The organism is Sphaerisporangium sp. NPDC049003 (assembly GCF_043197795.1).
In the GTDB taxonomy this organism is placed as follows: domain Bacteria; phylum Actinomycetota; class Actinomycetes; order Streptosporangiales; family Streptosporangiaceae; genus Sphaerisporangium.
In genome coordinates, this window is the sequence record NZ_JBICTU010000016.1 from 174197 (window position 1) to 196802 (window position 22606).

Sequence of the window (22606 nt, forward strand, 5' to 3'; positions counted from 1 at the left end):
GCGCTCACCACCAGAGCACCCCCGCGGTGATCGCGAGCACGGCGCCGACTCCGAGGACGACGGCGCCGATCTTCAGCCCCTGCTTGAGGAACGAGTAGATGCCGCCGAGCATGAAGAGCCCGATGAAGACCATGGCGACCGCGGTCCAGTTCGAGCTCATAGGACGCCCTTGGTGCTGGGCACGCCCGTGGCGCGCGGGTCGCGCTCGGTGGCCTCGCGCAGCGCGCGGGCGAGGGCCTTGAACTGCGCCTCGACGATGTGGTGGGCGTTGCGCCCGTACGGCACGCGCACGTGCAGGCAGATCGCGGCCTGCGCGACGAAGGACTCCAGGATGTGCCGGGTGAGGGTGGTGTCGTACTCGGGGCCGATCATCGGGGCCATGCCCTCGGGCTCGGAGTGCACCAGGTAGGGGCGCCCGGACAGGTCGACCGTCACCTCGGCCAGCGACTCGTCCAGCGGGCAGGACGCGTTCCCGAACCTACGGATGCCCGACTTGTCGCCCAGGGCCTCACGGAAGGCGGCCCCCAGCGCGAGGGCGGTGTCCTCGATCGTGTGGTGGGAGTCGATGTGCAGGTCGCCGTTCGTCTTCACGGTGAGGTCGAACAGGCCGTGCTTGCCGAGCTGGGCCAGCATGTGGTCGAAGAACCCGACCCCGGTGGACACCTCGACCCTGCCGGTGCCGTCCAGGTCGACCTCCACCAGCACCGAGGTCTCCTTGGTCGTACGCTCGACGCGGCCGGTCCTCGGCCTCGGCTCGCCCACGGCGGGACTGGTCACAGGATTTCCTCCAGGTCGTCGCGCGCGGGCCTTCCGGGCGCGGGGATCACTCGGGACTCGGCCAGGACACCGGTCATGGCCTCGCGGAAGGCGGCCATCTCGCCGGCCGTGCCGACGGAGACGCGCAGCCACTCGGGCGGGCCGACCTCGCGGATCAGCACTCCGCGCTCCAGCAGCGCCTCCCAGACCGCGTGGCGGTCGGCGAACCGGCCGAACAGCACGAAGTTGGCGTCGGAGTCGGCCACGGACAGGCCCCGCTCCCGCAGCCACCCCACGCAGGCGTCGCGCTCGGCGCGCAGCCGGTCGACGGTGCCGAGCAGCTCGTCGCGGTGCGCGACCGCCACCCGGGCCGCGGCCTGGGTCAGCGTCGACAGATGATACGGCAGGCGCACCAGAAGCAGTGCCTCGATCACGGCGGGGTCGGCCGCCAGGTAGCCGAGGCGCGTGCCGGCCATGGCGAACGCCTTGGACATGGTGCGGGTGACGATCAGCCGGGGGTTGCCGGGAAGCAGGCTCAGCGCGCTCGGCGTGCCGGTGCGGGCGAACTCGAAGTAGGCCTCGTCGACCACGACCATGCCCGGCGCCGCCTCGACCACCCGCTCGATGACCGGAAGCGGCAGAGCCGTACCCGTGGGGTTGTTGGGGCTGGTCAGGAACACGATGTCGGGGCGGTGCTCCTCGATCGCGGCCACGGCCTTACCCGGGTCGACGCCGAAGTCGTCCTCACGGGAGCCGGCGATCCATCGCGTGGAGACGCCGGTCGTGATGATCGGATGCATGGAGTACGACGGCTCAAAGCCCAGCGCCGACCTCCCGTGGCCCCCGAACGCCTGGAGGATCTGCTGGAGCACCTCGTTGGAGCCGTTGGCGGCCCACACCTGGCCGGCCGTGAGCCCGTGGCCGAGGTAGGCCGCCAGGTCCTCGCGCAGGGCCACGGCGTCCCTGTCGGGATAGCGGTTCAGCTCCGAGGCGTCACGCCGCACGGCCTCGGCCAGGTCGGCGACCAGGCCGGGAGAGGGCGGGTAGGGGTTCTCGTTGGTGTTCAGCCGGACCGGCACGTCGATCTGGGGCGCCCCGTACGGCGAGCGCCCGCGCAGGTCGTCGCGGATCGGCAGGTCGTCGAGGCTCACGGCCCCTCGCGGGCTCACGGACGTCACCGGGACCCCCCGCCGAACCTCGCGCGGACGGCGGCGCCGTGCGCGGGCAGGTCCTCGGCCTCCGACAGCGCGTAGACGTGCGGCGCGGCCTCCTCAAGGGCCTCACGGGTGTAGTCGACCACGTGAACGCCCCGCAGGAATGTCTGCACGGAAAGGCCCGAGGAATGGCAGGCGCAGCCGCCCGTCGGCAGCACGTGGTTGGAGCCGGCGAGGTAGTCGCCGAGGGACACCGGGGCGTACGGGCCGATGAAGACCGCGCCGGCGTTACGGACCCGGGCGGCGACCTCGTGGGGGTCGGCCGTCTGGATCTCCAGGTGCTCGGCGGCGTAGGCGTCGACGACCCGGAGCCCGTCGTCGAGGCTGGACACCAGCACGATGCCCGACTGGGGCCCGGCCAGCGCCTCGGCGATGCGCCCCGCGTGCCGCGTGGCGGCGACCTGCCCGGGAAGCTCCTTCTCGACCGCCTCCGCGAGCTTCTCGCTGGTGGTGACCAGCACGGCGGCGGCGATCACGTCGTGCTCGGCCTGGCTGATCAGGTCGGCGGCGACGTGGGCGGGATCGGCGGTGTCGTCGGCGAGGACGGCGATCTCGGTCGGGCCCGCCTCGGAGTCGATGCCGATGCGCCCCTTGAGCAGGCGCTTGGCTGCGGCGACCCAGATGTTGCCGGGGCCGGTGACCATGCGGACCGGGGCGCACTCCTCGGTGCCGTAGGCGAACATCGCCACGGCCTGGGCGCCGCCGACGGCGTACACCTCCTCGACGCCGAGCAGCGCGCACGCCGCGAGGATGGTCGGGTGGGGCAGCCCGCCGAAGTCGGCCTGCGGCGGTGAGGTGACCGCCAGGGACGCCACCCCCGCCTCCTGGGCGGGCACGACGTTCATCACGACGCTCGACGGATAGACCGCGCGCCCTCCGGGGACGTAGAGGCCGACCCGGTCGACCGGCACCCACCGCTCGGTGACAGTGCCGCCGGGGACGACCTTCGTGGTGGTGTCGGTCCTGCGCTGGTCGCGATGGACCAGGCGCGCCCTGCGGATCGACTCCTCCAGCGCGGCGCGCACGGCCGGGTCGAGCCCCGCGAGGGCCTCGGCGAGGGCTTCGGCGGGCACGCGGGTGGAGCCGAGCTCCACGCCGTCGAACCGGGCGGTCAGCTCCCGCACGGCCGCCACTCCCCTATGGCGCACGTCGTCGCAGATGGGCCGCACCTTCGAAAGGGCGGCCTCGACGTCGAGCTCGGCGCGGGGCAGCACGTCGCGCAGGTCGTCCGGAAGGGACCCGCGCAGGTCGATACGGGATATCACCGGTCCAGTCTACGGAGGGTGGCACCCCGATCCGGTTCCAGTCCGCCATTCGGACGGCGCCTTTACATTGTAGATTTTAACTTGCCGTTAAGCTGGGGGCCGTGAGCAAGACGAAGAACAAGGGAGGCCAGGGCACTCCCGCCACCGTGGCGCTGGCCAGGGCAGAGATCGGCTTCACCCTCCATCCCTATGACCACGACCCGAACGCCCAGGCGTACGGCGAGGAGGCCGCCGACGCGCTCGGCCTGCCGTACGAGCGGATCTTCAAGACCCTGGTGGCCGAGGTCGAGACCGGGCTCGCGGTCGCGGTCGTGCCCGTCTCCGGCAAGCTCGACCTGAAGGCGTTCGCCTCCGCCCTGGGCGGCAAGCGCGCGGCCATGGCCGACGCGGCCAAGGTCGAGCGGGTCACCGGCTACGTCGTCGGCGGCATCAGCCCGCTCGGGCAGCGCAGGGCCCTGCCCACGGTGGTCGACTCCTCCGCGCTGGAGTTCGAGACGATCTACTTCTCGGCCGGGCGGCGAGGGCTGCAGATCGAGACCGCCCCCGCCGAGCTGGTGCGCCTCACCCAGGCGGTCACCGCTCCCATCGGCAAGGCGCCCTGACCACGCTTGGCAACCCTTGCCGTCGCCTTCCGGCGTTTCGGGTGACCAGACTGGCGTCACCTGCCATGACACCAGGCCCCGCGTGCCCGAAGGAGCGAGAGTGACCGAGCTGTTCTATCTGTCCGCCACCGAGATGCTGGGCCTCCTGCGCGACAGGCAGATCAGCGCGGCCGAGCTGACCGAGGCGCACCTCCGGCGGATCGACGAGGTGAACGGCGAGGTCAACGCGGTGGTCACGCTGGTCGCCGACCAGGCGCTCGCGCAGGCGCGCAAGCTCGACGACGAACTCGTCCGCGGGCACTGGCGGGGGCCGCTGCACGGCCTGCCCATCGCCTACAAGGACCTCACCGACACGGCCGGCATCCGCACGACGTACGGCTCGCCGATCTTCGCCGGTCACGTGCCCGAGGCCGACGCGCTGGTGGTGCGGCGCGCGCGGGCGGCGGGGGCGATCACGGTGGGCAAGACCAACACGCCGGAGTTCGGCACCGGCTCGCACACCGTCAACGAGGTGTTCGGCGCCACCCGCAACCCCTACGACCTCACCCGCAGCGCGGGCGGCAGCAGCGGCGGGGCCGCCGCCGCGCTGGCCTCCGGCATGGTGCCGCTGGCCGACGGATCCGACATGGGCGGGTCCCTGCGCAACCCCGCGTCGTTCTGCAACGTGGTCGGGCTGCGGCCGACCCCGGGCCGGGTGCCCGACGCCTCGGCGACCTCGGCCTGGTTCAGCCTCGGCGTCTCCGGCCCCCTGGCGAGGACCGTCAGCGACGCGGCGCTGCTGATGAGCGTCATCTCCGGCTTCGCGCCCACCTCGCCGTTCGCCGTCAGGGAGGACGGCTCGGCCTTCGCCGGGCCCCTGGAGTGCGACCTGGCGGGCCTGCGGGTGGCCTGGAGCCCCGACCTCGGCGGGCTGCCCGTGGACCCGGAGACGGCCGCGGTGACGGCGCGGGCGCCGGGCGTGCTCGCCGGCCTCGGGGCCAAGGTCGAGCAGGTCGATCTCGACCTCGCGGACGCCGAGGACGCGTTCCGCACCTACCGCGCCTGGTACTACGCGAGCGCCTTCGGCGACCTGCCCGCGGGCGAGGTCGGCCCGAACGTCGCCTGGAACATCGAGCGGGGGCGCGAGGTCACCGGCGCCGACCTGGCACGCGCCGAACGCCTGCGCAGCGGCCTGTTCCAGCGCATGAACGCCTTCTTCGACGACCACGACATCCTGATCGCCCCGGTCAGCCAGGTGCCGCCCTTCCCTGTCGACCAGCCGTACGTCACCGAGGTGGCGGGCACGCCGATGCCCGACTACCTGGCGTGGATGCGCTCGGCGTACTGGATCAGCGTCCTGCACGCCCCCGCGGCCTCGGTGCCGTGCGGGTTCACCCCGGGCGGGCTGCCCGTCGGCGTGCAGATCATCGGGCGGCCGTGGGACGACCTCACGGTGCTCAGGGCCGCCCACGCCTTCGAGCGGGCGACCGGCCACGGGGCGAGGCGCCCCGCGCTCGGCCGCTAACGGGGCTGGTGGCCCCCGTCGCGGCCGTCGCCGGGGTCGGGCACGGGCGGCACGGGCACGGGTGACACGGGCGCGGGCTCCGGCTCGGGCGTGTCGCGGCCGTCGACGGACTCAAGGATGCCGAAGATCGCGACGCCGACCAGCGCCCAGCTCAGCAGCACGCCGCGCGCGGTGACGCCGAGCACGTCGACCGTGGACCCGAGCCCGGCCGAACGCGGCGCCGCCGCCTGGACCATCGAGCCCCCCAGCGACGTGCCGACGCTGAGGGCGAGGAAGCCGGCGAGCAGGCCGCCCACCGCGAGCCCCGCCAGCAGGGCGATCGCGCGCCCCTTGCGCGCGATCAGGTAGGCGACGACCCCGCAGGCGAGCCCCGCGACGCCCGTCACGACGGCGAACCAGCCATCGGCCGCGATCAGGGACTGGGTGGTGGGGTCGGTCAGCTCGGGGCCCGTCTTGGTGATGACGTACGGCGTGCGGGGGGCGAGGGCCGACCACAGGAAACCCGCCGCCACGCCCAAGAGGGCGAGCACGACCACGGTCGCCACGAAGTCCCGCAGATGCCGCACCCGATCACCTCGCCTGTCACGCGTCCCTGTACCAGCGTACGGATCCGCACATGGTACCGATGTAAGCCCCGCCGCCGCGCCTCCTGGTTCGCCCCCGCCCCCGTTAGGCTGTCCCCCGTGAGCGAAGAGGTATGGCTGATCGAGTCGTCCGGACCTCTGCGGGGGGACGTCGAAGTACGCGGTTCGAAGAACGCGGTGTCCAAGCACATGGTCGCCGCGATGCTCGGCATCGGCCCGAGCACGCTCCACAACGCTCCAGAGGTGGGCGAGGTGGGCATCACCGCCGCGATGCTGGAGGCGCTCGGCATCGAGGTCGACATCAGCGGGGGCGAGATCACCCTGGAGCGCGGCCCCGAGATCAGGCCCCGGGTGCCGGAGGCCTTCACCGGGCTCAACCGCATCCCGATCCTGATGCTCGGCCCGCTGTTGCACCTGGCCGGTGAGGCGTACGTCCCGCTCGTCGGCGGCGACCCCATCGGGCGGCGGCCGGTCAACTTCCACGTCGAGGCGCTCCGCGCGATGGGCGCCGAGGTCGAGGTGCGCGACACCGGCATCTTCGCCAAGGCCACCCGGCTGCGCGGCACCCGCATCGAGCTGCCCTATCCCAGCGTCGGCGCCACCGAGACGATCCTTCTGTCCGCCGTGCTCGCCGAGGGCAAGACCGTCATCAAGGGCGCCGCCACCGAGCCCGAGGTGGTCGAGCTGGCGCTGTTCCTGCAGCGCATGGGCGCCCGCATCGAGCTCAGCCCCGACCGCCGCATCGTCATCGAGGGCGTCGAGCGCCTGCGCGGGGCCTCCACCTGGCTCGCGGGCGACCGCATCGAGGCCTTCTCCTACCTGGTGGCCGGGCTCATCACCGGCGGCGAGGTCCGCGTGCACGGCTGCCCGCAGGACCGGCTCGTCACCGCCATCACGACCCTCGCCCGCATGGGCGCCACATTCGACATCACCGACGACTGGCTGACCGCCTCCGCGCCGAACGGCCTGCGGGCCGCCGCCGTGCAGACCGACACCCACCCCGGCTTCATGACCGACTGGCAGACGCCGCTGATGGTCCTGTTCACGCAGGCCGACGGCATGTCGGTCCTGCACGAGACCGTCTTCGAGAACCGGCTCGTCTACGTGCCCGCCCTGCAGAAGATGGGCTGCGAGATCGAGATCTTCGACGTGTGCCTAGGCGGGCCCGCATGCCGCTACCACGACACCAACGCCCGGCACTCCGCGGTCGTCAGGGGCGTCTCCAAGCTCCGGGGGGCCGACGTCACCCTGCCCGACATCCGCGCCGGGTTCTCCGGAGTGCTCGCCGCGGCCGTCGCCGAGGGCACCTCGACGCTGCGGGGCGTCCACCACATCGAACGTGGATACCACCGCGTTTTCGACCAGTTCACCTCACTTGGGTTGAAGATCAACCGGGAAGCGTAAAGATTCCTCGGTAGGGCGTTTGCCGACGTTCCCTGGGTCGCACTTCTATCCCCGTGACCTCGGGATCCGACGGCCGCCGGACACCCGGCGGCGAGTCAGCGCAGCGCCGCCCAAGGGAGCGTCCGGTGCCGGTGAGCATCGCGGCGCTCGGCGTCGCGGGCGTGGTCGGCGGCCTGCTGGCGGCGGCCGTCGCGCTCCCGGCGGTCGGCGGGGCGGGCATCCTGACGCGGAGCGCCGCGCACGACTTCTTCGAGGTGCCGACCATGCTGCGCGAGGCCCCGCTGCCCGAGCGCACCCGGCTGCTCGACAAGGACGGCAAGCAGTTCGCCCAGTTCTACGTCCAGAACCGGCAGTCGGTCGACATCGGCAAGATCGCGCCCGTCATGCTCAAGGCGATGGTCGCCATCGAGGACTCCCGGTTCTACGAGCACGCGGGGCTCGACCTCAAGGGCACCCTGCGGGCGATCATCGCCAACACCAAGGCGGGCGGCATCCGGCAGGGCGGGTCCTCGCTGACGCAGCAGCTCGTGAAGAACATCCTGCTGCAGAACGCCCACTCGGAGGCCGAGCGGGACATGGCGCGCGCCCCCAGCATCCGCAGGAAGCTCCAGGAGCTGCGGTACGCCATGGGGCTGGAGAAGAAGTACACCAAGGACCAGATCCTCGTGCGCTACCTCAACATCGCCTACTTCGGCGGGGGCGCGTTCGGCGTGCAGGCCGCGGCGCAGCGGTTCTTCGGCACCTCCGCCGCCGCGCTGACCCCGGCCCAGGCCGCCACCCTGGCGGGGGCCGTGCGCACGCCGTACTTCACCGACCCCACCCTCGGCGAGGTCCACCAGAGGCGGCTGCTGGAACGCCGCGACCTCGTGCTCGACCGCATGGCGCAGCTCGGGATGATCCCGCAGGTGCGGGCCGACGCCGCGAAGGCCACGCCGCTGGCCCTGAACCTGCGGCCCGAGCCCGGCGGGTGCTCCGAGAGCGAGTTCCCGTTCTTCTGCCTGTACGTGCAGAAGGAGATCGCGACCAACCGCGCCTTCGGGCAGACCCGCGCCGAGCGCGAGCGACGCCTGTACCGCGACGGCCTGGTGATCAGGACCACCCTCGACCGAAACGCGCAGCGCGCCGCCGAGAAGGCGATCTCCGCGCACGTCCACGCCAAGGACAACGACGTGGCCGCCGAGGCGATGGTGGAGCCCGGCACGGGACGCATCCGCGCCCTGGCCGCGAGCAAGCAGTACGGGATCAACCCCGGCGACAGGAACGACGGCCCGAAGACGACGTACAACCTGCCGGCCGACACCGCGCACGGCGGCGGGCAGGGGTTCCAGGCGGGGTCGACGTTCAAGGCGTTCACGCTCGCCACGGCCCTGGCGAAGGGCTGGCGGTTCGACCAGGGCTTCGACACCCCCGGACGCTTCGTCCCCTCCTCGGGGTACAAGAACTGCGCGGGGAAGAAGGTCAACGACCCCGACTCGGTCGTCTACAACGCCGGCGGCGAGGGGAAGGGCGGCCCGCACAGCCTGTCCACCGGCACCTGGCAGTCGGTCAACATCTTCTACATGATGCTGGAGCGCGACGTCGGACTGTGTGACGTGGTCCGCACGGCCAGGTCGCTGGGCATCGTCAGGGCGGACGGCGAGCCGCTCAAGGAGGTGCCGACCTTCACCCTCGGGGTGAACGAGATGGACCCGGTGACGGTGGCGAGCGCCTTCGCGGCGTTCGGGGCCCGCGGCCGCTACTGCCGCCCGATGGCCATCCTGGAGATCTCCGAGCGGCGCGGCAGGCGTACGGCGATCTCGCCGAGTTGCACGGACGCCATCGAGCAGGACGTCGCCGACGCCGTCAACCACATCCTTTCCGGGGTCTTCACCAAAGGCACGATGAGGGGGCAGGGCATCGGCAGGCCCGCCGCGGGCAAGACGGGTACCAACAACGGCTACACCTCGGCCTGGTTCGCCGGCTACACCCCGGACCTGGCGGCGGCCGTCAGCGTCGGCGACATCAGGGGCGCCTACAAGTACCCGCTGACCAACGTGGAGATCGGCGGCCAGTCCTACGGCGGCGTCCAGGGGGCGTCCCTGCCGGGCCCGATCTGGGTCCAGTCCATGGAGGCGGCGCTGAGCTACCTGCCGCCGACCTCGTTCACCGCGCCCGACATGGGGCGGTTCGGGGGCGGGTCGACTCCTGGCCTGAAGCCCGAGGACCAGTTCCTCGAACCCCGGCTGGAGGCCGGGGAGGAGGGCGAGAGACGGGAAGGCCGGCTCCGCCACCACTCGCGCCGGCACGCGGACGACGGATGGGACCCCTTCTGGATCAGCCCGGAGGAGGATCCGTGGGCCCCGCCACGCGAGCGACGCCGATACCGGGAGCCTTCACCGGGCGGCGTCGAGGAACGCTGGGTCCCCGACCGTCCCACCCGGACCCGGGAGGCCTGGTGACCCCGCCCACGAGCGCCGGCCGGCCCGTGGCTCTCAGGGCGTGACCCGGCCCGCGGCCTCAGTCGTGGTCCGGGTGCCGGCCGGCGAGGGCCTGGTCGCGTCGCCGGCTCTCGTCCGCCGGCTCCCGTGAGTCGCCTCTGAGCTCCTCGGCGAGGTGCAGCCCGCTCTCGATGACGGCGTTCATGATGGGCGCGAGCCGCGCCTCTCCGAGGAGGGGCGCCCGGCGGGCCATCGCGGCGACCAGTTGGCGCTCGCGTTCCATGTCCCGCCCGGCGAACCCGCCGACGGGCTTGAGCCTCTGCACGGTGCCCGCGAGGCCCGCCCTGCGCTCCAGCAGCACGGCGAGCGCCGCGTCGACCCGGTCGATGGCGCCCCGCGCCTCCGCCAGCGTCGCCGGGGCCTCGCGGCGTACGAGCGCGCCGATCAGGGTCACGGCCTCGCGTGCCGCCGCGACCGTCTCGGCGGGGGCCTCGGGGGCGAGCCACAGGCCGTCCGCTCCGGCGGCCACCGCCGCGCCCGCCAGCCCCGCGTCCTCTCCGGGCGCCGCCAGGACCGGGCGCCCCGACCTCTCGCGCGCGGCCCGCAGGAGCGCCAGGTCGGCCGGGCGCGTACGGCCGCCCTCGCACAGGACCACGGCCGCGCCGCCCTCGGCCGCGCAGCGGCCCGCGAGGTCCAGCCAGTCGTCCAGGGAGGTCTCGGGGTCCCTCCGCAGGACGACCGGGAGGCCGAGGCCCGCCGCCGCCCGTACGAGCGCGAGGTCGCCCGTCCACGCGGCCCCGAGCACCACCCCGTCGGCGTGCGCGGCGATCTCGGGAAGGTCTACCGGCGAGCCGGGCTCCACCAGCAGCGGCCCGTCCCACCCGTCCCTCGCCCCGGCGACGGACCCGGCGGCGGACCCGGCGGCGGGGGCGGCTTCATGGCGGTGCCGCCGGTCCGCGGGGGCTTGCCGGTCGTCGCGCAGGCTCAGCCACCGCACGTCGACGTACGCCGCGTCCGTCGTGGGCGCCGTCGCGCCTCCCACGACGACCGCGGGGCCGTCTCCCACGGTGAGGCTCCCGATCCGTACCGTGTGCGTGCCCGGCTGGCCGGTGGATGACATGTCGGCTCCCTCTGTGGGCGCCGGCCGCGACGGCCGCGAGCCGGCGGGGGTCTGGAACGACGAAAAGGCAGAGACACCCTCGTCTCCGCCCTCTGCCGGCTGAGGATGGCCGCTAGATCATGTGACAGGGACCGGCCCCGCGGGAACCGGGCAGATGAACATGAAATAGCAAGTCATGGCACCGAGGTTATCAGGCGCGCTCCACCTGGTGGACGCCCCATCTCAGATGCCGGACGGCACGCGGGAAGCCGCGTTTGCACCTGCGCACCTCTATGGGACGATTCAGTGGCCTGGAAGGGGGTAGCGGCGGGTGATGTCGGAAGCACGGCCGAGTGGACCGCAACAGGGGCGCCGCGTGGCCAACCGCTACCAGCTGCTTGAGGCCATAGGCCGTGGTGGCATGGGCATCGTGTGGCGCGCCCACGATGAGCTGCTTGATCGCGCCGTGGCGGTCAAGGAGGTCCGCTATCCCGGTGACCCGCAGGACGACGAGGTCGCCGAGCTGAACCGCCGCACCCTGCGCGAGGCGCGGGCGGCGGGGCGGCTGTCGCACCCGAACGTCGTCGTGGTCCACGACGTCATCGAGGAGAACGGCCGGCCGTGGATCGTCATGCAGCTCGTCGACTCCCGGTCCCTCGGCCAGGTGCTGCGCGACGATGGGCCGCTGCCGATGCGCATGGCCGCCGAGATCGGGCTCCAGATCCTGGAGGCGCTGCGCCACGCCCACGCCTCCGGTGTGCTGCACCGTGACGTCAAGCCCGAGAACGTCCTCCTCACCGATGACGGCCGGGTGGTGCTGACCGACTTCGGCATCGCGCGCATGGAGACCGACACGACGATGACCCGCACGGGGCTCGTCGGCACGCCGGCCTTCATCGCCCCCGAGCGGCTCCGTGGGCACTCCGCCCAGCGCGAGTCCGACCTGTGGTCGCTCGGCGCCACGCTGTACGCCGCCGTCGAGGGCCGGCCGCCGCACGACAAGGGCATGGCGATGGCCACGATGCACGCCGTGCTGAACGACGAGCCGGAGCCCGCCACACGCGCCGGGCGCCTCGGCGCCGTCCTGTCGGGGCTGCTGGAGAAGCACCCCGCCGAGCGGCTGACCGCCGACCAGGCCGAGCGCATGCTGCGCAGCATCGCCGAGGACCGTTCCTCGGCGCCCATGACCAGCCAGCGCACCCTGCCGGCGACCCCACTTCCCATGCCCGCCACCAGCCCTTCGCGCATGCAGCCGAAGGAGCCGAGGCAGCCCCGTGAGAGCGCCAGGCCGCAGCGTCGGCCCGAGGCTCCCCGGCCCGACGCCGCACTGCCGGGCGAGGCGGACGTCGCGGCGGCGGAGGTCCCCGCCCCGAGGACCCCGGACGGCCGCGTCGAGACCGGCGGGCGGGCCCCGGCCCCCGCGGACGTACGCGGGCGGGCCGAGGCGCTCGGGCAGATGCAGTCGTTCAAGCAGGCCCCGGCCGCCAAGCAGCCTCCGTCGTCCAAGCGGACGCCCGCGTCCGAGGAGGCTCCCGCGTCCGAGGAGGTTCCCGTGACCACGGGGGATCCCGTGACCACGGGGGCCGGCTCCGGCGAGGCTCCCGCGCGTCCCGCGTCCGAGGAGCCCCACGAGGCCGAGGAGGCGGAGAGGGCCGCGTCCCCGGCGCGGGGGACCGACGCGTCCGAGACGCCCTCCGCGCCCGTACGGCCCGTCAAGCCGCCCACGTCCGCGCGGCCGGTCAGGCCTTCGGCGCCCGTACAGCCCGTGAAGCCCGCGGCCGCGAGGAAGCCCGTCAAAGCTCCCACCACGGGGCGGGCGGCCACGCCCAAGGCGGCGCCCGTGCAGCCGGTGAAGCCGCCCGAGGAGCGTTCCCTGCCGGCCGCCGCCTCGGTGGCGGCCCCCGACGGGTACGAGGCACACCCGCCGACGCGCGTCCCGAGGCCGTCGAGAAGCAGCGAGGTGGAGACGCGGCCCGAGTCGCGGAAGCGGCCCTACGCCGCGTCCGCCGCGTCCGCCGCGTCAGAGGATCCCGGGCCCCTCACCGCGGCGTCCACCTCGGTGGGGCCCGCCACCTCGGTCGAGCACGCCGCGACCTCGATCGAACCGGCGCTGTTCCCCATGTCGCCCGGCGACGACGAGGACGGCGGCTTCGGACGCCGCCAGGTGCCGATGCTGCGCGTCGTGCTGCTGGCCGTTCCCGTGGTCCTGGTCGTGGCGGGCATCGCCCTGTGGCTGGGCGCGCGGAACGCCGGCACGCCCTCGGGCGAGGCGTCCGCGACCGGCGGTCACTCCTCGACGCAGGCCGATCCCCCCGCGACCGGCGGCTCCGCGGCGCCGTCCTCGGCCGCCTCCCCCGCGCCGTCCTCGCCCCCCGCCTCGCCGACCGCCTCGCCGACCGAGACCGCGAAGCCGTCGCCCAGCCCCAAGCCGACCGCCATCGGCCCAGGGGACGTCCCGGAGGGCTGGCACAAGTACAAGCACTCAAGCGGGTTCTCCGTCGCGCTGCCGAAGGGGTGGAGCGTCGACGGGAGGGGCAACGGCGAGGTCCGCTTCCGCGGCGACTCCCACACCTACCTGGAGGTCCACCACACCTCCAGCCCGGAGTCCGACGCCCTGAAGGTCTGGCGGCGCGACGCGCCGGGCATGAGCAGGAACTTCCCCGGCTACAACCTGATCGCCATCAGGGAGGTCAAGGACTACTGGAAGACCGCGGCCGACTGGGAGTTCACCTTCGGCGACGGCCGGTTCCGCTCGCGCGTCATCGACCGCGGCTTCGTCACCGACAAGAACAACGGCTACGCGCTGCTCTTCAAGACCCAGGACGAGGGCTGGAAGAAGAAGAAAAAGCTCTTCGAGACCCTCGCCGCGACCTTCAAGCCCGCCAAATAAAGGTCACGCTCCAGCCAAGGCCCGGCTATGGGACGATGCAAGCACGGGCGAAGGAGGGTCGGGGCGACGTGACCGCGGAGGCGCAGCGCCGGGTCGCCGGCAGGTACCACCTGCTGGAGGCGATCGGCCGTGGCGGCATGGGCGTGGTCTGGCTGGCCCACGACGAGCTCCTCGACCGGCCCGTCGCGGTCAAGGAGGTCCTCTACCACGCGATCAACGAGGACGACCGCGTGGCCTTCAACCGGCGCACGATCCGCGAGGCGCGGGCCGCCGGGCGCCTCGACCATCCCTCGGTGGTCGTCGTCCACGACGTCATCGAGGAGGACGGCCGTCCCTGGATCGTCATGCAGCTGGTCAGGTCCCGTTCCCTGGGCGAGGTCCTGCGCGCGGACGGCCCCCTCGACCCCCGCTCGGTGGCCGACATCGGCACCCAGATCCTCGGCGCGCTCCGCGCGGCGCACGCCGCCGGGGTGCTCCACCGTGACGTCAAGCCCGAGAACGTTTTGCTGACCGACGACGGCCGGGTCGTCCTGACCGACTTCGGCATCGCCACGATGCCCGAGGAGACGGCTCTCACCACGACCGGCAACCTCTCGGGCACCCCGGCGTTCATGCCGCCCGAACGCCTGCGCGGCCGTCCCGCCGTCCCCCAGTCCGACCTGTGGTCCCTCGGCGCGACGCTGTACGCCGCCGTGGAGGGCCGGCCGCCCTTCGACAGGGGCGCGCCCGTGCCCACGATGGCGGCCGTGCTCAACGACCAGCCCGAGCCCATGCGACTCGCCGGGCCGCTCGCTCCGGTGATCCAGGGGCTGCTGCGCAAGGAGCCCGAAGGCCGCGTGGCCGCCGCCGACGCGGCCGAGGCGTTACGCCGGGTGGCGGCCGGGCCCCCCGGGCGGGCGCGGCGCCCTCGCTCGCCGGGCTTACGGCTGGCGCTGGTCGCCGGCCTGCCGCTGCTGCTCCTGGCCGTGATCGGCCTGGCCGGCTGGTACGGCTACCGCGAGTTCGCGGGCACCGCCGCCGGGACCTCCACGCCGGTCTCGCCTCCCCCGGTCACCTCGTCGGCCTCCGTGCCGGCGAGCTCCCCACCCTCCCCGTCCCGCAGCCCCGTCCCCTCGCTTCCGGGCGGCTGGGGCACCCATGTCGACCCGCTGGGCTTCTCCCTGGCCCTGCCGGACGACTGGGTGGCGTACAACCGGCAGAAGGCCCGCGTGTGGTTCCGGCCCCCCGGCTCGCGCAGCTACCTGCTGGTCGACCTGACCCCCTGGACCGACGGCGATCCGCTCACCGCGCTGCGTGACGTCGAGATGCAGGCCCTGGCCAAGGGGAACCTCCCCGGGTACGCGCTCCTGGCCCTGCGGTCGGTGACCTTCAAGGGGCGGCCGGCCGCCGACTGGGAGTTCACCTGGGCGCAGGGGGCCGGCCGTTTCCACGTCTTCGACCGGCTCCTCACCACGGCGGACGGGCGGCAGGTCGCGATCTATCTGCACACCACCGAGGACGACTGGAAAGAAGAATCTGCCTATTTCGATAGGTTTGCGAAGAGTTTACGCCTGTCGTGATTTTAGGCGCATGTGACCTGGCAATCGGGGTAGCTGGCGTGACATGCCGGATTCCTCCCAGGTCACAGACCGAGTCGTGGCAGGCCGTTACCGTCTGCTTGAACTGATCGGCCGCGGTGGGATGGGCACCGTCTGGCGGGCCCATGACGAGATACTCGGCCGCGAGATCGCCGTCAAGGAGCTGATCGCGCCTCCGGAGCTCACCGGACCAGAACGTGAGATCTTCTCGTTACGTACGTTCCGGGAGGCCCGGGCCGCGGGACGGGTGAGCCACCCCGGTGTCGCCACCGTCTACGACGTGTTCGAGGAGGGCGGCCACCCCTGGATCGTCATGCAACTCGTGCCGTCCGACACGCTGGGAGCCGTGGTCCGCGACCAGGGACCGCTTCCGCCCGACCGCGTGGCGCAGATCGGGCTCCAGGTGCTCTCCGCCCTGCGCGCCGCGCATCGGGCCGGAGTGCTGCACCGGGACGTCAAGCCCGACAACGTCCTGCTCGCCCAGGAGGGCGGCCGGGCCGTGCTCACCGACTTCGGCATCGCCACCCTGGACGACGACTCCCCCGTCACCCGTACGGGCACGCTCATCGGCACCCCGGCGTTCATCGCGCCGGAGCGGGCCGAGGGCGGCCAGGCGACGCGGGCCTCGGACCTGTGGTCGCTCGGGGTGACGCTGTACGTCGCGGCGGAGGGACGCTCGCCGTTCGCGCGCGGCAACCCGCTGGCGACGCTGGGCGCGGTCATGCACGACCCGCCCGCGCCTCTGCGCCTTGCGGGGCCGATGGGCCCCGTCCTCATGGGCCTGCTCCACAAGGACCCCGCCGAGCGGTTCACCGCCGCGGAGGCGGAGGGCTACCTGCGCATGGTGGCGGCCGGCATCCAGCCCGAGCCGACGGCTCCCGCCTCCTCCCTGCCCGCGCCGGTCCCCATGCGGGCCTCCGGGCCGATCGCCGGGCGCGCCACCGGCCCCACGCCCGTACCCGCCCTCACCGTGCCCGGGGCGGTGCCCCCGCAGGCGCGGCCGGGCGCCGGGGGGCGTGGCATCGCGCTGGCGGGACTCACGGCGCTGATCGTCTCCGTCGGCCTGGTGGCCGGAGGCCTGGCATGGGTGACCGCGCGGTCGGCGGGCACCGGGCAGACCCCGGCGACCTCCCCGACCGTCCGGGTGACGGTGTCGGTGACGCCCACCACCGAGCCGGTGACCCGGCAGTCGCCGCAGGAGACCTACCAGCGGCGGAGCCAGGACCCGCCCTCCCGGGCACCGGCCTCCTCGGCCCCGGCGCCCACGCGCGAGAACCCGAAGCCGGAGAAGACCAAGGACAAGCCCTCGTCCGAACCGGCTCCCAAGCCCACGAAGACCCAGAAGACCCAGAAGACCGAGAAGCCCAGCGACAACGTCATACCGCCCGGTGAGGGCGAGGCCGACCAGCACGGCGACCAGGGCGGCGACAGCCAGGGCAGCCAGAACGACGGCCGCGCCGTCGTCGACCACGGCCCCCCCGTGCCGGAGGTGTAGGACCCCGGGGCCCTCAGGATTCGGCGCGGACGCGGTCGAGGGCCCTGGCGAGCTCCTCGGGGTAGTCGCTGGTGAACGTCACCCACTCGCCGCTCGCCGGGTGGTCGAACGCCAGCGAGACCGCGTGCAGCCACTGGCGGGTCACGCCCAGCCGGGCCGCGAGCGTGGGGTCGGCGCCGTAGGCCAGGTCTCCGACGCAGGGGTGCCGCAGGGCCGACATGTGGACCCGGATCTGGTGGGTGCGGCCCGTCTCCAGCTTGATGTCGAGCAGCGACGCCGCCCGGAACGCCTCGATGGTGTCGTAGTGCGTGATCGACGGCTTGCCCCCCGCCACGACCGCGAACCTGCCGTCGCCGGCCGGGTGCCGGTCGATGGGGGCGTCCACGGTGCCGCGCAGCGGATCGGGATGCCCCTGGACCATCGCGTGGTAGTGCTTCTCGACCGTGCGCTCCTTGAAGGCCCGCTTGAGCCGGGAGTAGGCCATCTCGCTCTTGGCGACCGCCATCACCCCGGTGGTGTTGGCGTCGAGGCGGTGGACGATGCCCTGGCGCTCGGCCGCGCCGCTGGTCGCCACCCGGTGCCCGGCGCCCAGCAGGCCGCCGAGGACGGTCGGGCCCGTCCAGCCCACGGTGGGATGCGCCGCCACGCCGATCGGCTTGTCGATCACGATGATGTCGTCGTCCTCGTACAGGACGCGCATGCCCGGGACGGGCTCCGCCACCGGCGCGGGCATGGTGGGCGGCGGGGGGATCACGACGTCGAGCCACGCGCCCGCGCGCACCCGGTCGGACTTGGCCGCGGCCGCGCCGTCGACCTGGACGTCACCCGCGGAGATCAGCTCGGCGGCGAGGGTGCGGGAGAAGCCGAACAGCCGCGCCAGCGCGGCGTCCAGGCGCTCCCCCTCCAGCCCGTCGGGAACCGGGAGGCTGCGCTGTTCACCCATGACGCTCATCTCCACGCTCCCCCTGCTCGTCCTTGCCGCTCTGCGTCGTGGTGTGCTCGTCCCCCACGCGGGACCCGTCGATCTGGTAGCCCCGCCAGGCGAGGAAGACCGCGAGGACGCCGCCGCAGACGATCGCCGAGTCGGCGATGTTGAACACCGGGAAGTGCGTGACGGGGAAGGCCTCGATCCAGTCGACGACGTGTCCCTGGAACGGGGCGGGAGAGCGGAAGACGCGGTCGGTGAGGTTGCCGATGGCGCCGCCGAGCAGCAGCCCGAGCGTGATCGCCCAGGGGACGCTGCGGAGCTGGCGCGCCGTGCGCAGGATGGCGATGACCACACCGGCCGCGATCACCGTGAAGATGATCGTCATGCCGGTGCCGATGCTGAAGGCGGCGCCCGAGTTGCGGATCACCCGCAACCGGAGCAGGTCGCCGGCCACGCGGACCGGCTCCCCGCCCTCCAGGAGCCTCACCACAAGGGTCTTGGTGACGAGGTCGAGCACGTAGATGAGCACCGCCACCACCGCGAGGGAGCCGATGCGCTTGCCGCGGAGCGGCTCCGTCCCGTCGGTGGTCTCCGGCGATGCGTTCAGCGACGCTCCTCCCGCTGCTTGCACGACACGCATAGCGTCGCCCTCGGGAACGCCTGGAGGCGTTCCTTGCCGATCGGCTTGTGGCACGATTCGCACACTCCGTATGTTCCTGCGTCGATGCGGGCGAGCGCCCGCTCGTTCTGCGCGACCAGATCTCGCGCATTCAGGGTAAGGGCGATCTCGCGTTCCCGCTCATAGGTCTTGGCCCCGGCATCGGCCTGGTCGTCTCCCGCGCTGTCGCTGATGTCCCCCGAGGCGATCTGCGACTCGGAGCGGGCGACCTCGGCGTTGAGCTCCTCGATCTCACCCTGGAGGCGTTTGCGGACCTCGGAGATCTCCCCGTTGGTCCAGCCGGCGGCGCCGTCCGTTTCGGTGACGGTCTTCGCCGCACGCGTCATACCGGCCATGAAGGCCTCCTCGCCGATCGCCATGAGCCATGAGCAGTGCGGGAAGCATAGGTCGGCCATATCGGAAGAACAAACGACGCGCCGACCGTTTACGTCATCAGTAACAGCGCAGCCCTTTCGGTCAATTCCTGCTCATTACCGATGATCTCCAGGATCTTATCCGTGCTTGTCGCTCCACTTACCAGGCGTACCTCCGCGAGCCGCACGTCCGAGGAGGCCACGGCCACGCGCGCCTCCTCCGCCGCCTGCCTTTCCGCCCGCCGCGCGGGCGTCCGCGTTCACCCCGTTCGCGACGCCCCGGTAAGCGGCGGCCGGCCGTACCCCGGCGTCACCGCATAAACGGGTCGGCGCTCGGCCCGGGGTGGGATATCGTTTTAGATTGCAAGGCGTTGATGGGGACGAGTACCTCCGTGCCCTACTCGCACGAGCGACCCGGGGACGGTGCGAGCCCGGGGCGAGAGCCGGAGGGAAGATCACCCCGGAGCCGCCGGAGGAACGGCAGCGATCAGCTCGACGGCTGCGCGCGGCCCGGTAGAACCGGCAGCGATGACAAGAGTGGGCCTCTTTTCGGGAAAGTTCTCCGGAGGGGGTCAAGGAGGGTGGTACCGCGGGGCCGTCGGCCTCGTCCCTCCACGCCATGGAGAAACGCTCGCGTGGAGGTATGCCCCTACGATGTCCGCACCCTACTTCCGCCCGCTCCCCGCGCAGGTCGACCTGCCCGCCTTCGAGGCGGAGGTGCTCGACCGCTGGCGCGACGGCAAGGTATTCGAACGCTCGCTCGAACAGAACGCGGACGGCCCGTCCTGGATCTTCTTCGAAGGGCCTCCCACCGCCAACGGCATGCCCGGCGTGCACCACATCGAGGCGCGTGTCTTCAAGGACGTCTTCCCCCGCTACAAGTCGATGCGCGGGTTCAACGTCCCCCGCAAGGCCGGGTGGGACTGCCACGGCCTGCCCGTCGAGGTCGCCGTCGAGCGCGAGCTGGGCCTGTCCGGCAAGCCCGAGATCGAGGCGTACGGCATCGCCGAGTTCAACGAGCGCTGCCGCGAGTCGGTGCGGCGCCACGTGGACGCCTTCGAGGAGATGACCGAGCGGATGGGCTACTGGGTCGACATGTCCCAGGCCTACCGCACGATGGACCCCTCCTACGTCGAGGCCGTCTGGTGGTCGCTGAAGGTCATCTGGGACAAGGACCTGCTGTTCCGCGACTTCCGCATCACCCCGTACTGCCCGCGCTGCGGCACCGGCCTGTCCGACCACGAGCTCGGCCAGCCCGGCGGGTACGAGAACGTCTCCAGCCCGTCGGTCTACGTGCGGATGCCGGTGACCTCCGGCCGCTTCGAGGGCGCCGACCTGCTCATCTGGACCACCACGCCGTGGACGCTCGTGTCCAACACCGCCGTGGCCGTCCACCCCGACGTGACGTACGTCGTCGCGGCCAAGGACGGCGAGCGGCCGGTCGTCGTGGCCGAGCCGCTGGTTTCGAGCGCGCTCGGCGAGGACTGGACGGTCACCGAGCGCGTCCAGGGCTCCGAGCTGGAGCACACGCCGTACGCGCGGCCGTTCGAGCTGGTCGACATCCCCGGCGCCCACTACGTGGTGCTGGCCGACTACGTCACCGTCGAGGACGGCACCGGCCTGGTCCACCAGGCTCCGGCGTTCGGCGCCGACGACATGACGACCTGCAAGCGGTACGGCCTGCCGGTGGTCAACCCGATCGGCCCCGACGGGCGCTTCCTGGCCAGCGTGCCGCAGGTCGGCGGCCGGTTCTTCAAGGACGCCGACGAGGGGCTCACCGAGGACCTGCGGGCCCGCGGCCTGCTGTTCCGCGGCAGCCACTTCGAGCACAGCTACCCGCACTGCTGGCGGTGCCACACGCCGCTGCTCTACTACGCGCTCCCCTCCTGGTACATCCGCACCACCCGGATCAAGGACCGGCTGCTCGCCGAGAACGAGCGCACCAACTGGTTCCCGGCCACGATCAAGGAGGGCCGCTACGGCGAGTGGCTCCGCAACAACGTCGACTGGGCCCTGTCCCGGTCGCGTTACTGGGGCACTCCGCTGCCGCTGTGGGTGTGCTCGGCCGACGAGTCCCACGTGACCTGCGTCGGGTCGCTGAAGGAGCTGGGCGAGCACGCCGGGCTCGACCTGTCGGCCCTCGACCCGCACCGGCCGTTCGTCGACGACGTCACCTTCGCCTGCCCGACCTGCGGGGCCGAGGCCCGCCGCGTCCCCGACGTCATCGACGCCTGGTACGACTCCGGCGCCATGCCGTTCGCCCAGTGGGGCGCCCCGCACGTGAACAACGACGTCTTCGAGAAGTCCTACCCCGGCCAGTTCATCTGCGAGGCGCTCGACCAGACCCGCGGCTGGTTCTACTCGATGATGACCGTCGGCACGCTGGTGTTCGACCGGTCGGCGTACGAGAACGTGCTGTGCCTCGGCCTGATCCTCGCCGAGGACGGCCGCAAGATGAGCAAGCACCTCGGCAACGTGCTCCAGCCGATCCCGCTGATGAACGAGCACGGCGCCGACGCGCTGCGCTGGTTCATGGCGACCTCCGGCTCCCCGTGGGCGCCGCGCCGGGTGGGCCACGGCACCCTGGAGGAGATCGTCAGGAAGGTCCTGCTGACCTACTGGAACACGACCTCCTTCTTCACGCTGTACGCCAACGCCGAGTCGTGGTCGCCTGGGCGGCTGGCGGAGGCCCCCGCGTACGCCGACCGCCCGCTGATCGACCGCTGGGCCCTGGCGGAGCTCAACCGGACCGTCTCCGACGTAACCGACGCGCTGGAGACGTTCGACACCACGCGGGCCGGGCGGCGGCTGACCGAGTTCCTCGACGACCTGTCCAACTGGTACGTCCGCAGGTCCCGGCGCCGGTTCTGGTCGGGCGACGTCTCGGCGTTCGCCACGCTGTACGAGTCCCTGGAGACCGTGACGCGGCTGATGGCGCCCCTGGTGCCGTTCCTCACCGACTACCTGTGGGACGTGCTGCGCGCCCCCGAGGCGCCCTCCTCGGTCCACCTGACCACGTGGCCGGAGGTGAACCAGGACCTGCTCGACTCCGGCCTGTCGGAGCAGATGGCCCTGGTACGCCGCCTGGTGGAGCTCGGCAGGTCGGCGCGCGCGTCCAGCGGCGTCAAGACCCGCCAGCCTCTCGGGCGCGCGCTCGTCGGCGCCTCACGCTGGGCGTCCCTGCCCGGCTCGCTGCGCGAGCTGATCGCCGAGGAGCTGAACGTGCAGGCGCTGGAGGACCTGTCGTCGTTCTCCGCCGACCTGGTCTCCTTCACCGTCAAGCCGAACTTCCGCACGCTCGGCAAGCGCTTCGGCAGCGGCACCAAGGAGGTCGCGGCCGCCATCACGGCCGCCGACCCGGCGGCGCTGGCCGCGAAGGTCCGCGCGGGCGAGGCGGCCACGGTGGTCGTCGACGGGTCCGAGGTCGCCCTCGGGCCGGACGAGCTGATCGTCACCGAGCAGCCGCGGGCGGGCTGGGCCGTCGAGACGGGCGCAGTCGGCACGGGCACCGGCGAGACCGTCGCCCTCGACCTGACGGTCACGCCCGAGCTCTCGCGTGCCGGCCTCATCCGCGAGGTCATCCGCCTGGTGCAGGACGCCCGCAAGTCGAGCGGCCTTTCGATCACCGACCGCATCTCCCTGTGGTGGTCGGCCTCGGGCGACCTCGCCGAGGCCCTGCGGGCGGACGGCCAGAGGGTCGCCGACGAGGTCCTGGCGACCACGATGACCGAGGGGGCACCCGCCACCGACCTGCCCGGACACCGCGACGAGGACCTGGGCCTCACCTTCCACCTCACCCGAGCGGAAGCCTGACCGACCCGGCGGGCCACGGGACCACT

General features: G+C 72.7%; 17 protein-coding genes. 8 read left to right on the forward strand and 9 right to left on the reverse strand.

The features are described 5' to 3' along the window. Positions 1-4 precede the first annotated feature (4 nt). Genes ACGFIV_RS19495 through hisD form a run of 4 tightly spaced genes read right to left on the reverse strand, consistent with a single transcriptional unit; the run spans position 5 to position 3235 of the window. Complete coding sequence (locus ACGFIV_RS19495) at positions 5-160, reverse strand: hypothetical protein (protein ID WP_358560088.1); 156 nt, start codon at positions 158-160, stop codon at positions 5-7. Next, the gene (gene hisB / locus ACGFIV_RS19500; protein WP_358560090.1) at positions 157-777 is read right to left on the reverse strand and encodes an imidazoleglycerol-phosphate dehydratase HisB; all 621 of its coding nucleotides are present in this window, start codon (positions 775-777) and stop codon (positions 157-159) included. The genes ACGFIV_RS19495 and hisB overlap by 4 nt, the downstream gene beginning before the upstream one ends. Beyond that, positions 774-1925, reverse strand: a complete 1152-nt coding sequence (locus ACGFIV_RS19505) for a histidinol-phosphate transaminase (RefSeq protein ID WP_358560092.1) — start codon at positions 1923-1925, stop codon at positions 774-776. Before ACGFIV_RS19505 ends, hisB begins: the two co-directional genes overlap by 4 nt. A gap of 5 nt (positions 1926-1930) precedes the next feature. Further along, the gene (gene hisD / locus ACGFIV_RS19510) at positions 1931-3235 is read right to left on the reverse strand and encodes a histidinol dehydrogenase (RefSeq protein WP_392836563.1); all 1305 of its coding nucleotides are present in this window, start codon (positions 3233-3235) and stop codon (positions 1931-1933) included. Positions 3236-3336: 101 nt separating this feature from the next. Here hisD and ybaK point away from each other — a divergent pair, with 101 nt between their 5' ends. Together ybaK and ACGFIV_RS19520 are read left to right on the forward strand one after the other, a co-directional pair. Continuing rightward, positions 3337-3837, forward strand: coding sequence for a Cys-tRNA(Pro) deacylase (ybaK, locus tag ACGFIV_RS19515; RefSeq protein WP_358560966.1), 501 nt, complete (start codon positions 3337-3339; stop codon positions 3835-3837). A gap of 100 nt (positions 3838-3937) precedes the next feature. Next, entirely contained in the window at positions 3938-5341 is a 1404-nt protein-coding gene (locus tag ACGFIV_RS19520) for an amidase (RefSeq protein WP_358560963.1), read from the forward strand. Here the strand turns inward: ACGFIV_RS19520 and ACGFIV_RS19525 are convergent. After that, a complete protein-coding gene (locus ACGFIV_RS19525; RefSeq protein WP_392836568.1) occupies positions 5338-5907 on the reverse strand; it encodes a hypothetical protein in 570 nt (189 codons plus the stop codon). The genes ACGFIV_RS19520 and ACGFIV_RS19525 overlap by 4 nt on opposite strands. Before the next feature lie 117 nt (positions 5908-6024). On the opposite strand from ACGFIV_RS19525, the gene murA reads away from it, so the two are divergent. Further along, positions 6025-7329: a UDP-N-acetylglucosamine 1-carboxyvinyltransferase gene (gene murA, locus ACGFIV_RS19530; RefSeq protein ID WP_358560957.1), complete on the forward strand. Its 1305-nt coding sequence runs from the start codon at positions 6025-6027 to the stop codon at positions 7327-7329. A gap of 125 nt (positions 7330-7454) precedes the next feature. Then, positions 7455-9767, forward strand: a complete 2313-nt coding sequence (locus ACGFIV_RS19535; RefSeq protein WP_392836572.1) for a transglycosylase domain-containing protein — start codon at positions 7455-7457, stop codon at positions 9765-9767. A gap of 58 nt (positions 9768-9825) precedes the next feature. Here ACGFIV_RS19535 and ACGFIV_RS19540 read toward each other — a convergent pair whose 3' ends face one another. Then, a complete protein-coding gene (locus ACGFIV_RS19540; protein WP_392836575.1) occupies positions 9826-10866 on the reverse strand; it encodes a chorismate mutase in 1041 nt (346 codons plus the stop codon). A gap of 355 nt (positions 10867-11221) precedes the next feature. On the opposite strand from ACGFIV_RS19540, the gene ACGFIV_RS19545 reads away from it, so the two are divergent. The 3 genes from ACGFIV_RS19545 to ACGFIV_RS19555 all read left to right on the forward strand — a co-directional run bounded on the left by ACGFIV_RS19545 (position 11222) and on the right by ACGFIV_RS19555 (position 16807). Then, a complete protein-coding gene (locus ACGFIV_RS19545) occupies positions 11222-13735 on the forward strand; it encodes a protein kinase (RefSeq protein ID WP_358561270.1) in 2514 nt (837 codons plus the stop codon). A 68-nt stretch (positions 13736-13803) separates the two neighbouring features. Beyond that, positions 13804-15294, forward strand: a complete 1491-nt coding sequence (locus ACGFIV_RS19550) for a serine/threonine-protein kinase (RefSeq protein ID WP_358561267.1) — start codon at positions 13804-13806, stop codon at positions 15292-15294. A gap of 43 nt (positions 15295-15337) precedes the next feature. Beyond that, on the forward strand, positions 15338-16807 hold the full coding sequence (locus ACGFIV_RS19555) for a protein kinase (RefSeq protein ID WP_392836581.1): 1470 nt from the start codon (positions 15338-15340) through the stop codon (positions 16805-16807). A gap of 13 nt (positions 16808-16820) precedes the next feature. Here ACGFIV_RS19555 and ACGFIV_RS19560 read toward each other — a convergent pair whose 3' ends face one another. The 3 genes from ACGFIV_RS19560 to ACGFIV_RS19570 are packed head-to-tail and all read right to left on the reverse strand — an operon-like array spanning position 16821 to position 18740. Further along, positions 16821-17750, reverse strand: coding sequence for an RluA family pseudouridine synthase (locus ACGFIV_RS19560; RefSeq protein ID WP_392836610.1), 930 nt, complete (start codon positions 17748-17750; stop codon positions 16821-16823). Then, positions 17743-18375: a signal peptidase II gene (gene lspA, locus ACGFIV_RS19565; protein WP_392836584.1), complete on the reverse strand. Its 633-nt coding sequence runs from the start codon at positions 18373-18375 to the stop codon at positions 17743-17745. The genes ACGFIV_RS19560 and lspA overlap by 8 nt, the downstream gene beginning before the upstream one ends. Next, on the reverse strand, positions 18339-18740 hold the full coding sequence (locus tag ACGFIV_RS19570) for a TraR/DksA C4-type zinc finger protein (protein WP_358561328.1): 402 nt from the start codon (positions 18738-18740) through the stop codon (positions 18339-18341). Before ACGFIV_RS19570 ends, lspA begins: the two co-directional genes overlap by 37 nt. 681 nt (positions 18741-19421) lie before the next feature. Here ACGFIV_RS19570 and ileS point away from each other — a divergent pair. After that, a complete protein-coding gene (gene ileS / locus ACGFIV_RS19575; RefSeq protein WP_392836587.1) occupies positions 19422-22580 on the forward strand; it encodes an isoleucine--tRNA ligase in 3159 nt (1052 codons plus the stop codon). Positions 22581-22606: the final 26 nt, after the last annotated feature.

Coding starts and splice junctions, on each gene's coding strand:
- lspA (WP_392836584.1), bottom strand. CDS start 18,375: ATGCGTGTCGTGCAAGCAGCGGGAGGAGCGTCGCTGAACGCATCGCCG.
- ACGFIV_RS19495 (WP_358560088.1), bottom strand. CDS start 160: ATGAGCTCGAACTGGACCGCGGTCGCCATGGTCTTCATCGGGCTCTTC.
- ACGFIV_RS19570 (WP_358561328.1), bottom strand. CDS start 18,740: ATGACGCGTGCGGCGAAGACCGTCACCGAAACGGACGGCGCCGCCGGC.
- ileS (WP_392836587.1), top strand. CDS start 19,422: ATGTCCGCACCCTACTTCCGCCCGCTCCCCGCGCAGGTCGACCTGCCC.
- ACGFIV_RS19560 (WP_392836610.1), bottom strand. CDS start 17,750: ATGGGTGAACAGCGCAGCCTCCCGGTTCCCGACGGGCTGGAGGGGGAG.
- ACGFIV_RS19555 (WP_392836581.1), top strand. CDS start 15,338: ATGCCGGATTCCTCCCAGGTCACAGACCGAGTCGTGGCAGGCCGTTAC.
- ACGFIV_RS19540 (WP_392836575.1), bottom strand. CDS start 10,866: ATGTCATCCACCGGCCAGCCGGGCACGCACACGGTACGGATCGGGAGC.